Annotated in this window: 9 protein-coding genes; all 9 read left to right on the top strand. The window is 69.0% G+C overall.

Going from position 1 to position 14,776, the window contains the following annotated elements; genetic code table 11:
• Position 1: 1 nt before the first annotated feature.
• The 9 genes from LGR44_RS07220 (at position 2) to addA (ending at position 14,681) form a co-directional block, all read left to right on the top strand.
• On the top strand, positions 2-457 hold the full coding sequence (locus LGR44_RS07220) for an HPr kinase/phosphorylase (protein ID WP_226738823.1): 456 nt from the start codon (positions 2-4) through the stop codon (positions 455-457).
• An 89-nt stretch (positions 458-546) separates the two neighbouring features.
• Positions 547-948 carry a PTS sugar transporter subunit IIA gene (locus tag LGR44_RS07215; RefSeq protein WP_226738822.1) on the top strand — a complete coding sequence of 134 codons (402 nt, stop codon included), beginning with the start codon at positions 547-549 and terminating at the stop codon, positions 946-948.
• A gap of 4 nt (positions 949-952) precedes the next feature.
• Positions 953-1,273, top strand: a complete 321-nt coding sequence (locus LGR44_RS07210) for an HPr family phosphocarrier protein (protein ID WP_226738820.1) — start codon at positions 953-955, stop codon at positions 1,271-1,273.
• 99 nt (positions 1,274-1,372) lie between these two features.
• Positions 1,373-2,803, top strand: coding sequence for an adenosylhomocysteinase (gene ahcY, locus LGR44_RS07205; protein WP_226738818.1), 1,431 nt, complete (start codon positions 1,373-1,375; stop codon positions 2,801-2,803).
• Between the two features lie 361 nt (positions 2,804-3,164).
• A complete protein-coding gene (locus LGR44_RS07200; RefSeq protein ID WP_226738816.1) occupies positions 3,165-5,738 on the top strand; it encodes a sensor histidine kinase in 2,574 nt (857 codons plus the stop codon).
• Between the two features lie 29 nt (positions 5,739-5,767).
• Positions 5,768-7,324 (top strand): tRNA (adenosine(37)-N6)-threonylcarbamoyltransferase complex ATPase subunit type 1 TsaE, encoded by a 1,557-nt coding sequence (gene tsaE, locus LGR44_RS07195; protein ID WP_226738814.1) that lies wholly within the window; start codon positions 5,768-5,770, stop codon positions 7,322-7,324.
• Between the two features lie 17 nt (positions 7,325-7,341).
• Positions 7,342-8,070 carry a nucleotidyltransferase family protein gene (locus LGR44_RS07190; RefSeq protein ID WP_226738812.1) on the top strand — a complete coding sequence of 243 codons (729 nt, stop codon included), beginning with the start codon at positions 7,342-7,344 and terminating at the stop codon, positions 8,068-8,070.
• 9 nt (positions 8,071-8,079) lie between these two features.
• Positions 8,080-11,250: a double-strand break repair protein AddB gene (gene addB / locus LGR44_RS07185; RefSeq protein WP_226738810.1), complete on the top strand. Its 3,171-nt coding sequence runs from the start codon at positions 8,080-8,082 to the stop codon at positions 11,248-11,250.
• Complete coding sequence (gene addA, locus LGR44_RS07180; protein ID WP_226738808.1) at positions 11,247-14,681, top strand: double-strand break repair helicase AddA; 3,435 nt, start codon at positions 11,247-11,249, stop codon at positions 14,679-14,681. Before addB ends, addA begins: the two co-directional genes overlap by 4 nt.
• Positions 14,682-14,776: the final 95 nt, after the last annotated feature.

Here is a 14,776-nt window from a genome sequence, read left to right as displayed (position 1 = left end):
CTTGACCGGCAGCGAGACGATCCATGCCTGCTGCGTCGTCGTGGGCGAGGCCGGGCTCCTGATCCGGGGCGCCTCCGGCGCCGGCAAGTCCTCGTTCGCCCGCGAGATCCTGTTTCATGGCGGCCGGGCGGGACGGTTCTGCCGCCTCGTCAGCGACGACCGGACCCGCCTCGAGGCGCGACACGGCCGCCTCCTCGCCTTTGCCGTGGCGCCCATCGCCGGATGCATCGAGATCCGCGGGGTCGGGATCGTCCGGCAGTCCTTCGAGCCCGCCGCCGTCGTCCGCCTCGTCGCCGATCTTTCGGATGATCCGCCGCGTCATCCCGAAGAGCAGGATGGACAGGTCCGGCTCTGCGGCGTCATGGTGCCTCGTGTTCACATGCGAACCAGGGCATTTTCGACCGACATTGCTCTCGCCCGGCTGAGTGGTGTTTGCGACACGGTCGTGACACTGTGATGAACTTTTCCTCTCATTGCTCTTGCGCTTGGCTTCGCAGTGCACAAAATAGCGGCTCCGCTCAGGGGAGCGTTCGGACCTGTAACAATATGATTGGAATGGTGCTCGTCACCCACGGGCAGCTCGCGACGGAATTCAAAGCGGCGCTAGAGCATGTGGTGGGGCCTCAAGAGCAGCTCGAAACGATCACGATCGGCCCCGACGACGACATGGAGACACGGCGCAAGGACATCATGGCCGCCGTGTGTCGGGTCAACTCGGGCCAGGGGGTGGTGGTTCTGACGGACATGTTCGGGGGCACGCCCTCGAACCTGGCCCTGTCCTGCATGAACGGCAACTCGGTCGAGGTGGTCGCCGGGATCAACCTGCCCATGCTGATCAAGCTCGCCAGCGTCCGGGACGAGGAGTCCCTGGCGGATGCCGTCTCCCATGCGCAGGAGGCCGGACGGAAATACATCAACGTCGCCTCGCGCGTCCTGTCGGGGAAGTGACCGCATGGACCGCGTCGACGACGAGGACTGCCCTCCAGTCATCCTGCCGGACGGGGTGCTTGCCCGCGAGATCCGGATCATCAACCGCCGCGGTCTCCACGCCCGCGCTTCGGCCAAGTTCGTCCAGACCGTGGAGCGCTTCGACGCCGACGTGACCGTGACCCGGTGCGGCGAGACGGTCGGCGGCCGCTCGATCATGGGCCTTCTGACCCTCGCGGCCGCCCAGGGCACCTCGATCACCGTCACGGCCAAGGGCGAGGACGCGGAGGCCTGCCTGCAGGCCATCGACGATCTTCTGGCCAACAGGTTCGGCGAGGACGAGTAGCTTCGCCGACATATAAAGACATCTTTATATCTTGATTGCCTCTCTGTCCGGTCTCTGATAGACACGGCGCCAATTCACCAAAGGCGCAAGAGAGACATCATGAGCCAAGCCGCTTTGAAGAGCGCGAACGACGCGCAGGACTACATCGTCAAGGACATCGGCCTCGCCGATTTCGGCCGCAAGGAGATCTCGATCGCCGAGACCGAGATGCCGGGCCTCATGGCCGTCCGCGAGGAATACGGCCCGAAGCAGCCCCTGAAGGGCGCCCGGATCGCCGGCTCGCTCCACATGACCATCCAGACCGCGGTCCTGATCGAGACCCTCAAGGCGCTCGGCGCCGATATCCGCTGGGTGTCGTGCAACATCTATTCCACCCAGGACCACGCCGCCGCGGCGATTGCGGCCGCCGGCATCCCGGTCTTCGCCTATAAGGGCGAAACCCTCACCGAGTACTGGGACTACACCGCCAAGCTCTTCGACTGGCATGGCGGCGGCGTGCCCAACATGATCCTCGACGACGGCGGCGACGCCACCATGCTGGTGCATCTCGGCCTGCGCGCCGAGCAGGGCGACGTGGCCTTCCTGGACAAGCCGGGCGCGGAAGAGGAAGAGGTCCTGTTCGCCCTCATCAAGCGCCTCCTCAAGGAGAAGCCGAAGGGCTGGTTCGCCGAGCTCGCCGCCTCGATCAAAGGCGTCTCGGAGGAGACCACCACGGGCGTGCACCGCCTCTACATCATGGCCAAGGAGGGCAAGCTCCTCTTCCCGGCCATCAACGTCAACGACTCGGTCACCAAGTCGAAGTTCGACAACCTCTACGGCTGCCGCGAGTCGCTGGTCGACGGCATCCGCCGCGGCACGGACGTGATGATGGCCGGCAAGGTCGCCATGGTCGCCGGCTTCGGCGACGTGGGCAAGGGCTCCGCCGCCTCGCTCCGCCAGGCCGGCTGCCGCGTTCTGGTGTCGGAGGTCGACCCGATCTGCGCGCTCCAGGCCGCCATGGAAGGCTATGAGGTCACGACCATGGAGGACGCGGCTCCCCGCGCCGACATCTTCGTCACCGCCACCGGCAACAAGGACGTGATCACCATCGACCACATGCGGGCGATGAAGGACCGGGCCATCGTCTGCAACATCGGCCACTTCGACAACGAGATCCAGGTCGCGGGCCTCAAGAACCTGAAGTGGAACAACATCAAGCCGCAGGTCGACGAGATCGAGTTCCCCGACGGTCACCGCATCATCCTGCTGTCGGAAGGCCGCCTCGTGAACCTCGGCAACGCCATGGGTCACCCGTCCTTCGTGATGTCGGCCTCGTTCACCAACCAGACGCTGGCCCAGATCGAGCTCTGGACCAACCCGGGCAAGTACGAGCGCAAGGTCTACACCCTGCCCAAGCACCTGGACGAGAAGGTCGCCTCGCTGCACCTCGAGAAGATCGGCGTGAAGCTCACCAAGCTCTCCAAGGAGCAGGCGGACTACATCGGCGTAGCCGAGAAGGGTCCCTTCAAGCCGGATCACTACCGCTACTGAGCCGCCTGCCCGAAGGCCGCGAACGAGAAAAGCCCGGCTCCGCCGGGCTTTTTTCATGGTGCGGAGGCCGCCTCGATTCGGTGTGCGCCTGCCGACGAAAAAGAGGGTTACGCAAGGAGAGTGGCCAATTGTCCACAGGTTCTCCAAAGGAAGCTTAAGCGGACCTTAACCCCCTTTCTGGCTGACTCGGCACTGGTCTATTGTGAACGCGATTCGTCCGGTTGTGTCGGGTTTTACGTACCATGCCGGCAGTTCCGTTCATGCGTCTGCAAGACCGTCTGCGGCGTCGCATGCTGCGCCGCCGCGTGGATCATTTTGGCTCCGTTCCGGAGCCGCAACCGATTGGGAAGGACCGCACGGCATGGCCGCGCAGTGGGGATGGGAGCGTCATGAGCGCGAGGAGGAACTGACGGGGAAACCCGTCGCCGCCGCTCGCGGACCCTTGGCCTTCGCGTTCCTCGCCGGGATCTCCTGGCCCGCCCTGGCCTCCGACCTGACCCTGTCCCTCTCGGACGAGGCCACCGACCTCATCGGCGTCCTGAACAGTTTCGACCTCCACAATGCCGGCTATCTCGGCCTCTTCATGGGGCTCGTGGCGTTTTCCACCACCACCTCGGTGATGCTGCTGCGCGAGCGTCGGCGCTTCGCGCAGCGGGAGGAGGCCATGCGCACGGAGCTGGCGAGCCTGCGCGGCGCCGACGACCTCGTGACCCTGCTCATGGGATCGGAGCGCCAGCTCCTCGTGAGCTGGCAGGGGCGCGACGGCGAGCCCCGGTTCGAGGGCGACCCGTCCATCGTCTCCGACGGAGCCAACGCCAAACGGGCTCTCGCCTTCGGCGCCTGGCTCGCGCCCAGCGACGCCGCCGCCGTGGAGACCTCCCTGGAGCAGCTGCGGCAGCGGGGCGAAAGCTTCCGCCTGACCGTGCGCACGCTCACCGGCCGCTTCATCGACGCGGAAGGTCGCACCATCGGCGGGCGCGCCATTCTGCGCCTGCGCGACATCACCGGCGACCGGGCCGAACTCCTGATGGCGCGGTCCGACCTGCTGGCGGCCCGCAGCGACCTGCGCTCCATGACGACCCTTCTCGACGCGGTCGCCTATCCGCTCTGGATCCGCGACGCGGAGGACGGGCTCATCTGGGCCAACCAGGCCTATCTGAAGGCCGTCGAGGCGACCGACATCGACGACGCGGCGGCGCGCTCCCTCGAACTGCTCGACCGGCAGACCCGGGAGGAGGCGAGCCGTCAGCGCAAGTCCGGCGCGACCTTCGCGGCCCGCGTCACGGCGGTCATGGCCGGCCAGCGTTCCGTGCTCGACGTGATCGAGCGCCCGACCGCCGGCGGCAGCGCCGGCATCGCCGTGGACGTGTCGGAGCTGGAAGCGGTCCGGACGGACCTGCAGCGCCAGATGGCCGCCCATGTGCGCACCCTCGACCAGCTCCCCACCGCGGTGGCGATCTTCGACGGGTCGCAGCATCTCATCTTCAGCAACGCCGCCTATCAGCAGCTCTGGGGCCTCGACCAGGCCTTCCTGGCCTCGCGGCCGCAGGACAGCGAGGTGCTCGACCGCCTCCGCGCCGCCCGCAAGCTGCCCGAGCAGGCGGATTTCCGCGCCTGGAAGGCGGACTTCCTCTCCGGCTACCGCTCCGTGGAGCCGCAGGAGATCTGGTGGCACCTGCCCGACCGCCGGACCCTGCGCGTCGTCATCAATCCGAACCCGCAAGGGGGCGTGACCTATCTCTTCGACGACGTGAGCGAGCGCTTCCAGCTGGAGAGCCAGGTCACCGCCCTCACCCGCGTGCAGAGCGAGACCCTCGACACCCTCAAGGAAGGCGTCGCCGTGTTCGGCTCGGACGGGCGCCTCAAGCTGCACAACCGCGCCTTCGCCGACATGTGGAACCTGTCGCCGGACATGCCGGCCGAGCACCCGCATATCGACACCGTCATTAAGACCTGCCGCCTGCTGGCGCCTCAGGAGGAGCCGTGGATCGAGATCCGCGGCGCGGTCGCGGGGCTGGCCGACATGCGCATGGGCCTGACCTGCCGCATGGAGCGGCGCGACGGCTCGGCGCTGGACTGCACGGCGCAGCCCCTGCCGGACGGCGCGACGCTTCTGACCTTCATCGACGTCACCGCGAGCGTGAGCGTGGAGCGGGCGCTCACCGAGCGCAACGATGCGCTGGAGCGCGCCTCGCGCCTGCGCGACGAGTTCGTGCACCACGTGTCCTACGAGCTGCGCTCGCCGCTCACCACCATCATCGGCTTCACCCATCTCCTCAGCGACGAGACGGCGGGCTCGCTCAACCCGCGCCAGCGCGATTATGCGGACCACATCGAGCGGTCGTCCAAGTCCCTGCTGGCGATCCTGAACGACATTCTCGATCTCGCCTCCATCGATACGGGCTCTCTCGAACTGGTGCCCGAGATCGTCGACATCCGCTCGACCATCGAGGCCGCCATGCGCGGCCTCGAGGACCGGCTCAGCGAATCCTCGCTCAACGTGGTGATCGACGCGCCGGACGACATCGGCTCCTTCGTGGCCGACGGCAAACGCATCCGCCAGATCCTGTTCAACCTGCTCTCCAACGCGGTCGGATTCTCGCCGCCGGGGCAGACGATCACGGTGCGGGCCCGCAAGTCCGGCGGCGAGGTGATCTTCGAGGTGAGGGACCAGGGCCGCGGCATGCCGCCCGAGGTCAAGGCCCGCATCTTCGAGCGCTTCGAGAGCCACACGCTCGGAACGCGCCATCGCGGCGTGGGCCTCGGCCTCTCGATCGTGCGCTCCTTCGTCGAGCTGCATGGCGGGCGCATCGACGTGTCGTCCGCCCCCGGCGTCGGAACCACCGTCACGTGCATCTTCCCCAACGAGCGGCAGGAATCGCCATCGGACGGCCGTTCGGGGCATAATGCGGTGCCCAAGATCGCTGCCGAGTAGGTGCGGCGATGGTGAATGGATTCTCCCGCATGACCGAGGACGACGTCTCGCAACCTCTCTGGATCGTGGCCCTGCCCGATCACGAAGCGACGGAGCACCTGGCCCGCAGCCTTGCCGACGAGCTGCGTCCCGGAGACCTCGTCACGCTCTCGGGCGGCCTCGGCGCCGGCAAGACGACCTTCGCGCGCGCCCTCATCCGCGCCGTGGCGGGCGAGCCGGATCTGGAGGTTCCGAGTCCCACCTTCACCCTCATGCAGGTCTACGAGGGTCCGAAACATCCCATCGTCCATGCGGATTTCTACCGGCTTTCCGGCGGAGACGAGCTCGTGGAGCTCGGCTGGGACGAGATGACGGAGAATGCCGTCACCCTGGTCGAGTGGCCGGAGCGGGCGGACGATGCCCTCAAGTCGGAGCGGCTCGACATCCGCCTCGATCTCGCCCCGGACGGCGGACGCATCGCCACCCTGTCGGGCTTCGGCCTTTTCGAATCCCGGCTCATGCGGCTCAGGGCCTTCCGCGAGCTCGTGGAGCGCTGCGGCTGGACGGACGCCCTGCGCATGCCGATGCCGAGCGACGCATCGGTGATCCGCTCCTACGAGCGCCTGATGAAGCCCTCCGGCGAAACCGCGCTCCTCATGATCTCGCCGCCGCGCCCGCCAGGCCCGCCGGTTCGCCGCGGCAAGCCCTACACCACCATCGCGAAGCTGGCCGAGACCATCCACGCCTTCGTGGCCATGGACAAGGGCCTGCGCTCCTTGGGCTTCAGCGCGCCGCGCATCTACGGCGAGGCCCTCGATGCCGGCCTGCTCCTCATCGAGGATCTCGGCTCCGAACCCTTCGTCGACGTCAACGGACCGATTCCCGAGCGCTATGCGGAGGCGACGCGGCTTCTCGTGAAGCTGCACGGAATGACCCTGCCGCAGGTCCTGCCGGTCACCGAGGGTCAGGAGCACGCCATCCCGCCCTACGATCTCGAGGCGTTGCTGATCGAGCTGGAGCTTCTGGCCGACTGGTACGTGCCGCACATCATCGGCAACCTGCTGTCCGGCTCGGCGAGGGCGGAATTCGTCAATCTGTGGACCGAGACCCTGTCCGAGGTGCTGTCGGGGCCCACCACCTGGGTTCTGCGTGACTACCATTCGCCGAACCTGATCTGGCTGCCGGAGCGCGAGGGCCTCGCCCGCGTCGGAATCATCGACTTCCAGGACGCGGTCCTGGGCTCTCCCGCCTACGACGTCGCCTCCCTGCTGCAGGATGCGCGCGTGACCGTGTCGCCCGACATGGAACTGCGGCTGATCGGCCTCTACGCCCGCGAGCGCAAGGCCGCCGATCCGACCTTCGACGTCGCCTCCTTCGCGCGCGCCTACGCCATCATGGGCGCGCAGCGCGCCACGAAGATTCTCGGCATCTTCGCCCGGCTCGACCGGCGCGATGGCAAGCCGCACTACCTGCGGCACCTGCCGCGGATCGAGACCTATCTCATGCGCAACCTCGCCCATCCCTCCTTGAGCAGGCTGAAGGTCTGGTACGAGAACTACCTGCCGCGGCTCATTCCGCCCGTGGACGACACGCCACCCTCCCCTTGAGCCGAAAGCGCCAGCCCTTGCCCCCGCGTTCGCCCAAAACCGCCATCGTCCTCGCCGCCGGGCTGGGCAAGCGCATGCTGCCGATCACCGCGACCATGCCCAAGCCCCTGGTCAAGGTCGGCGGCCGCAGCCTGATCGATTTCGCCCTCGACCGGCTCGCCGAGGCGGGCATCGAGACGGTCGTGGTGAACGTCCATCACTTCGCGGACATGCTCGAGGACCACTTACGCACACGCAAAATGCCGCACATCGTGGTCTCCGACGAGCGCGCGGAAGTGCTCGAAACGGGCGGCGGCGTGCGGAAGGCGCTGCCGCTCCTGGGCGATGGCCCGTTCATCACCTTCAACTCCGATTCCATGTGGATCGAGGGCCGCGAGCCGAATCTGAGACGCCTCGTGTCGGCCTGGGATCCCGACCGCATGGACATCCTGATGCTCGTGGCGCCTTTGTCCACAAGCGTCGGCTACGAGGGGCGGGGCGATTTCAGCATGGACCCGGACGGGCGCCTGCGCCGCCGCAGAGGCGACGAGGAAAGGGTGCCTTTCGTCTATGCGGGCGTCGCGATCGTGAAGCCGGAACTCGTCGCCGACACGCCGGAAGGACCGTTCTCGGCCAACCTGTTCTACGACCGGGCCATCGCGAAGGACCGACTCTACGGCTTGCAGCTTGACGGTCAGTGGCTGCATGTTGGTGAACCGCAGGCGATCCCTGTGGCGGAAGAGTGCCTTGCCGCCAGCCTGCGGTGAGGTTTTTCGGTGTCGCGTCACACGGCCAACGTCTTCTCCATTCCTCCGGGTTGCGCCTTCCTGCCGACCCTGGCGGATGCGCTGATCGACGGCCGCCTCGTCGGCTCCCTTCCCGACGATCCCGCGGCGCTGGCCGACGTCACGATCTATGTTCCGACCCGCCGCGCCGCCCGCGCCCTGATCGCGCTCCTCGCCGAACGCGGCGGGGGCAAGGCGCAGCTCCTGCCGCGCATCGTGCCGCTGGGCGAGACCGACGAGGCCGAGTTCGAGATGACGGGGCTCGAGGGCACGCCCCTCGAAGAGGCCGCCTCCCTCAAGCCTCCGATCCCGCCCCTGGAGCGGCGCCTCATCCTCACCCGGCTCGTGCAGCGCTGGTCGGCGGAGGTGGACCGGAGCCTGCTGCAGCTCGGCCCCGGCGTGCCCTTCATGGTGCCCGCCTCGCCGGCCGATGCGGTGGGTCTCGCGGGGGATTTGGAGACCCTGATGGATGCCTTCACCACCGAAGGCATCGACTGGCACGCCCTGGAGCTCGCGGTCGACGCGGATTATTCCGAATATTTCCGGATCACCCGGCATTTCGTGCAGATCGCCAGCGAGAACTGGCCCAGGATCCTGGCCGAACGCCAGGCCAGCGACCCGGCGCAACGGCGCGGGGCCCTGATCGAAGCCGAGGCGCGGCGGCTGACGCGCGAGCGTCCGGCGAACCCGATCATCGTCGCGGGCTCCACCGGCTCTGTGCCGGCCACCGCCAATCTCATGGCGGCCATCGCGCGCCTTCCCAGGGGCGCCGTGGTGCTGCCGGGGCTCGACACCGATCTCGACGAGGAGAGCTGGGCCACCATCGGGGGCACCGGCGACGACGAGACCGATCCGGTGCACGGCCATCCGCAGGCGAGCCTGCGCCGTCTCGTGGACCGGCATCTGCGCGTGAAACGCTCCGAGGTGACGGTCATCGGCGAGGTGCCGGATCTCGCCAGGGCCCGCAACCACCTGCTGTCGGAGGCCCTGCGGCCCGCGGACACGACGGACCGCTGGTCCCTGATCGCTCCCGAGGACCGGGTGGCCCTGAGCGAGGCCGGCTGCGCGGGCCTCGCCATCGTGGAGGCCATGGACGAGCGCGAGGAGGCCCTGTCCATCGCAGTGGCCCTGCGCGAGACCATTGCCCATCCCGGCCGCACGGCCGCCCTCGTCACGCCGGACCGGGCCCTGGCCGCCCGCGTGACGGCGGAACTCGCCCGCTGGGGACTGGCGGTGGAGGATTCCGCCGGCATCCCGCTTCCCGACACGCCCGCCGGCCGCCTCGCGCGCCTGGCTGCGGAGGCGGCGGCCGACGACCTGCGCCCGATCCGGCTGCTCGCCCTCCTCGCCCATCCCCTGGTGCGGCTCGGAATGCCGCGCGCGAGCGTGGAGCGGGCGGCAAGCGTGCTCGAAATCGGCGTGCTGCGCGGCCCGGCGCCCGCGCAGGGCATCGAGGGCATCCGCACCGCGCTGGCCTCCCGCCGCTCGGGGAAGGACCACCGCACGCCCCGTCCCGAAGCACGCCTGGCCGAGGCCGACTGGGACCTCGCCGACGAGCTGCTGCAGCGCCTCGGGCTCGCCTTCGACGGCTTCACGCCCGCCGCCCATGGCGAGGGAAGGCTCGACCTGATGGCGCTGACCGAAGAGCACCGCCGCACCTTCGATCTGCTGATCGCGCTCCCGGACGGGGAAGGCGAGATCGTCGATCCGGATGCGTCCCTGGAGGCGGTGGCGGCCCTGTTCGACGATCTCGCCCATTCCGACATCCGCCAGGAGGAAGGGCACCCGCTCGAAGGCCGCTTCGTCGACTACCCGACCTTCTTCACCGCGCTCGCCAAGCAGCGGACCATCAGTCCCTCCCCGCGCTCGACCCATCGCCGCCTGAAGATCCTGGGCCTGCTGGAGGCCCGCCTTCTGTCGGTGGACCGGGTGGTGCTGGGGGGCCTCGACGAGGGCACCTGGCCCCCGCGCACGGTGACGGACGCCTTCCTCAACCGGCCCATGCGCGCCCGCGTGGGGCTGGCGCCGCCCGAGCGCCGCATCGGCCAGACCGCGCACGATTTCGTGCAGGCGCTCGGCACCCGCGACGTGGTGATCACCCGCGCGCAGAAGCGCGACGGCTCGCCCATGGTGCCCTCGCGCTTCCTGCAGCGCCTGAAGGCCTTCACCGGCAAGGACGTGTGGGCGGAGATGACGAAGGCAGGCGAGCGCTACCGCCGCCTCGCCCGCCATCTCGACACGCCGCAGCCCGCGCCGCCCCTGGCCCGGCCGCGGCCGAAGCCCGACCCTGCCCTGTTCCCGCGCAGCCTGAGCGTCACGGAAATCGAGACGCTGGTGCGCGACCCGTATTCCATCTACGCGCGCCACATCCTCAAGCTCGACGCCCTCGACGCCATTGCCGTGGCCCCCAGCGCCGCCGATCGCGGCACGATCATCCACGACGTTCTCGGCGGCTTCGCGGAGGCCTATCCGAAGGCGCTGCCGGCCCACGCGCTGGAGGACCTGCTCTCGCGCGGCACGGAAGCCTTCGCGGACATCGCCGACGCCTATCCCGAGCTCTACGCGGAATGGTGGCCCCGCTTCACGCGGCTCGCCACCGCGTTCGTGGTCTGGGAGCAGGGTCGGCGGCCGGATCTCGTGGAGGTCCATGCCGAGCGTTCCGGCAAGCTGCCGATCCCGCTCGGCGACGGCAGCGTGTTCACCCTTCGCGCCCGCGCGGACCGGATCGAACAGAGGTGCGACGGGGGCTTCACCATCATCGACTTCAAGACCGGGCAGCCGCCGGGCCTGCGCGAGGTCTATGCCGGCTTCTCGCCGCAGCTCACCCTGGAGGCCGTGATGCTGATGAAGGGCGCCTTCAAGGGCATGCCTGCCGCGAAGGAGACGCCGGACCTCGTCTACATCCACACCACGGGCGGGCGCGAGCCGATCAGGCCGCGGGAGATCAAGCCGGGACGCGACGAGGAGCGCTCGGTGCCGGAGATCGTGGAAGAACATCGCCGTCGCTTCGAGGGCATGATCGCCCGCTATGCCAAGGGCGAGGCGGCTTACGTGTCGCGGCCCTTCCCGAAATATGCGCGCCGCTTCTCCGAATACGACCACCTGGCGCGGGTGAAGGAATGGTCGCTCGCGAGCGCGGGCGGCGGCGAGGGCTTCGAATGAGCGACGATCTCGTCATTCCGGACTACACGCGCGAAGCGCAGCGCCGCGCCGCCAATCCGCGCGCCTCGGCCTGGGTGTCGGCCAATGCGGGCGCGGGCAAGACGAAGGTGCTCACGGACCGGGTCGTGCGCCTGCTGCTCGCAGGCTCCCCGCCCGGCCGGATCCTGTGTCTCACCTTCACCAAGGCCGCCGCCGCCAACATGGCGATCCGCGTCTTCGAGCGCCTGGGCAAATGGGTGACGCTGGACGAGGAGAGCCTCGTCAAGGAGCTGACGGAGCTCGAAGGCGAGCGCCCGACCCGCCAGCAGGTCAGGCTCGCCCGCACCCTCTTCGCCCGCGCGGTGGAAACGCCGGGCGGCCTGAAGATCGACACCATCCACGCCTTCTGCGAGCGGCTTCTGCATCTCGTGCCCTTCGAGGCCAACGTGCCCGCCCGCTTCGCGGTGCTCGACGAGAGCCAGACCGACGAGATGCTGGCGGCCGCCATGGCGAACGTGCTGGCGGACGCGTCGAGCGGCAACTATCCGGAGCTCGCCGAGGCGCTCGACATCGTGAGCGTGGAGGCGGCGGGCGACGCGCTGACATCGGCGCTGAACGCCGCCATGCGCTGCAAGACCTTTCTGCACCGGGTCGACGGCCCGGCGCTTCTGCGAAAAGAGCTGGGGCTGGCCCCCGACGAGACGATCGAGAGCGTCGAGCAGGCGATGCTCGAAGGCGGGATCGGCCCCGAGAGCTGGCCTTCCATCGCCCGGGAGCTTCTGGCCGGCAAGGCGACCGACCAGGAACGCGCCGCCGCCTTCATCGCCGCGTCCGAGGCGAGCAATCCGGACGAGAAGCTCACTCACTACCTGACGATCTTCCTCAAGGAATCGGATTGGACACCCCGCGCGGAGTCCCGTCTCGTCACGAAATCCGTCGATCCGGCGCTGAAGGAGAAGCTGCTCGCGGAGCAGCAGCGCATCTGGCGCCTCATCGAGAAGCGCAAGGCCGCGCGCGCCTTCGCGCGCACCACCGCCCTGTTCACCCTCGCGGCCGAGATCAGCCTGCGGGTCGATCAGGCGAAGGCGCGGCTCGGCGCCCTCGATTTCCAGGACCTCATCGACAAGACCCTGCAGCTCCTGAACCGGGGCGACGCGGCCTGGGTGCTCTACAAGCTCGACCGCGGCATCGACCACGTGCTCGTCGACGAGGCGCAGGACACGAACCCGGAGCAATGGGAAATCCTGCGCCGCATCACCGAGGATTTCACCGCAGGCTTCGGCGCCCAAGGGAAGCGCGTGCGCACGCTGTTCGCGGTCGGCGACCCCAAGCAGTCGATCTACGGCTTCCAGGGCGCCGCCCCGCAGGAATTCGAATCGAGCCGCCAGACCTGGTCGCGCAAGGTGAGCGCGGCGGAGCTGCCCTTCGAGGATGTGCGCCTCACTGTCTCCTTCCGCTCCGCCAAGGCGGTGCTGTCCGCCGTGGACGCCACCTTCGCGGTGGACCGGCACTTCAAGGGCCTGTCCTTCGAGGACAAGGCCGTCGGCACGGTGCACGAGAGCGCGCGCCCCCATGCGCCGGGCCTCGTGGAATTGTGGCCGACCGAGACCCCCGCCGAGGAGGAGGAGCCGGAAGCCTGGGTGCTGCCGGTCGACCAGCCCGAGCAGCAATCCCCGCCCGTGGTCGTGGCCCGGCGGGTCGCGCAGGCCGTGAAATGCTGGACCACCAAGGGCGACGAGATGGGCCGCGTCTGGAGCGCGGGCGACGTGCTCGTGCTGGTGAGAAAACGCGGCGCCGCCTTCGAGGCGGTGATCCGGGCGCTGAAGGAAGCGGGCGTGCCGGTGGCGGGGGCCGACCGGCTCAATATCGGCGAGCACATCGCGGTGCTCGACCTCGTGGCGGCAGGCCGCGCTGCGCTGCTGTCGGAGGACGACCTGACGCTGGCGACCGCCCTCAAGTCGCCCCTCGTGGGTCTGACCGACGACGACCTGATCCGCATCGCGGCCTACCGGGCGGATGAGGAATCCCTGCTGGCCGCCCTGGAGCGGCACGCGGAGGCGGGCGACAAGGCCGCCGGGGCCGGTCTCGAAGCCCTGCACGCCTGGCAGGAGCTTGCCCGCACGCACGGGCCCTTCGGCTTCTTCGCCACCCTGCTCGGGCCCCGGGGCGGACGCTCCAAGCTCGTGGCGCGGCTGGGCAGCGAGGCGGGCGACGCCATCGACGCCTTCCTGTGCTTCGCCCACCAATCCGAGACGACGGAGACGCCCTCGCTCACCGTGTTCCTCAACCGGTTCGAATCCGCCTCCCACACCATCAAGCGCGACCTCGACGCGGTGAACAACGAGGTGCGGGTGATGACCGTGCACGGCGCCAAGGGCCTGGAGGCGCCGATCGTCATCCTCATCGACGGCTGCGAGGTTCTGGGCCGCGACCCGCCGCTCCTGCAGCTGCCGACCCGGTTCGGCGAGACGGTTCCGGTCTGGTCGCCGGGCAAGTCCTATGATTCGGACGTGATGGCCCAGGCGCGCGAGACCCTGCACGCCAAGGGCCACGAGGAGCACAACCGCCTCCTCTACGTGGCCATGACCCGGGCCAAGGACCGGCTGGTCATCGCCCCCTACCTGACGGGCCGCAAGGACTCGCCGCAGGAAGCCTGGTGCGAGATGATCCGGCACGGGCTCGTCGAGAAGGCCGGGGGCCTGGAGCTGAGCGAGGCACCTTACGGCCCCATCGAGGTCTGGCGCGACGGCGCGCCCCTGGCCCGACCCGCGGCCAGCGCGGAAATCGTGCCCCTCGAACCCGTCGAGGTGCCGGATTGGCTGAGCCTGCCGGCCGACCCCGAGCCCGAGCCCCTGCCGCCGATCAGGCCTTCCAGCGCCTTGGGCGCGGCCGAGCGTCTGGCCCGCCCCGGCGACGGACCCTACGCCCCGGACGCGCGCCTGCGCGGCACCCTGGTCCATGCCCTGCTGGAACGTCTCCCGAGCCTGCCTCCGGAGCGCCGGGAGGCCATGGCGGGGGCCTATGTGAAGGCCCGCGCGCCGCGCCTGCGCGAGGATGTGCGCGCGGCCGTGGTCGCCAACGCCCTCGGCGTCCTGGACCATCCCGACCTGAAGCCGCTTTTCGGCCCGGCCTCACGGGCCGAGGCGCCCATCGCGGGCCGGGTCGGGACGGCGGTGGGCGACCTCATGGTCTCGGGCCAGATCGACCGGCTGGCGGTGCTCGACGACGAGGTTCTGGTGGCGGATTTCAAGACCACGGCCCGCCCGCCCCGGCCGGGCCAGCCGCCGCCACGCTCCTACGTGGCCCAGCTTGCCCTCTACCGAACGCTTCTCCAGGAGATCTATCCGGGCAGACGGGTGCGGGCCTTCCTGGTCTGGACCTCGGGGCCGGTGATCCACGAATTGCGGGAACCGGATCTGGAATCGGCTCTTACCCTCATCAAAGCGGCGTGAGGGAAAGGCCCCTTGCTTGATTCCCGAAAAGGCCGTTCTTAACTAGGCCTTATCGTTGAGCGACTCGGGACATGAGTCGCGGTAACAGAACAAAG

This window comes from Microvirga lenta (assembly GCF_020532555.1).
GTDB classification, from domain to species: Bacteria; Pseudomonadota; Alphaproteobacteria; order Rhizobiales; family Beijerinckiaceae; genus Microvirga; species Microvirga lenta.
Note: the sequence above shows the minus strand (reverse complement) of the source record. Positions and strands in the feature narration are given on the sequence as shown.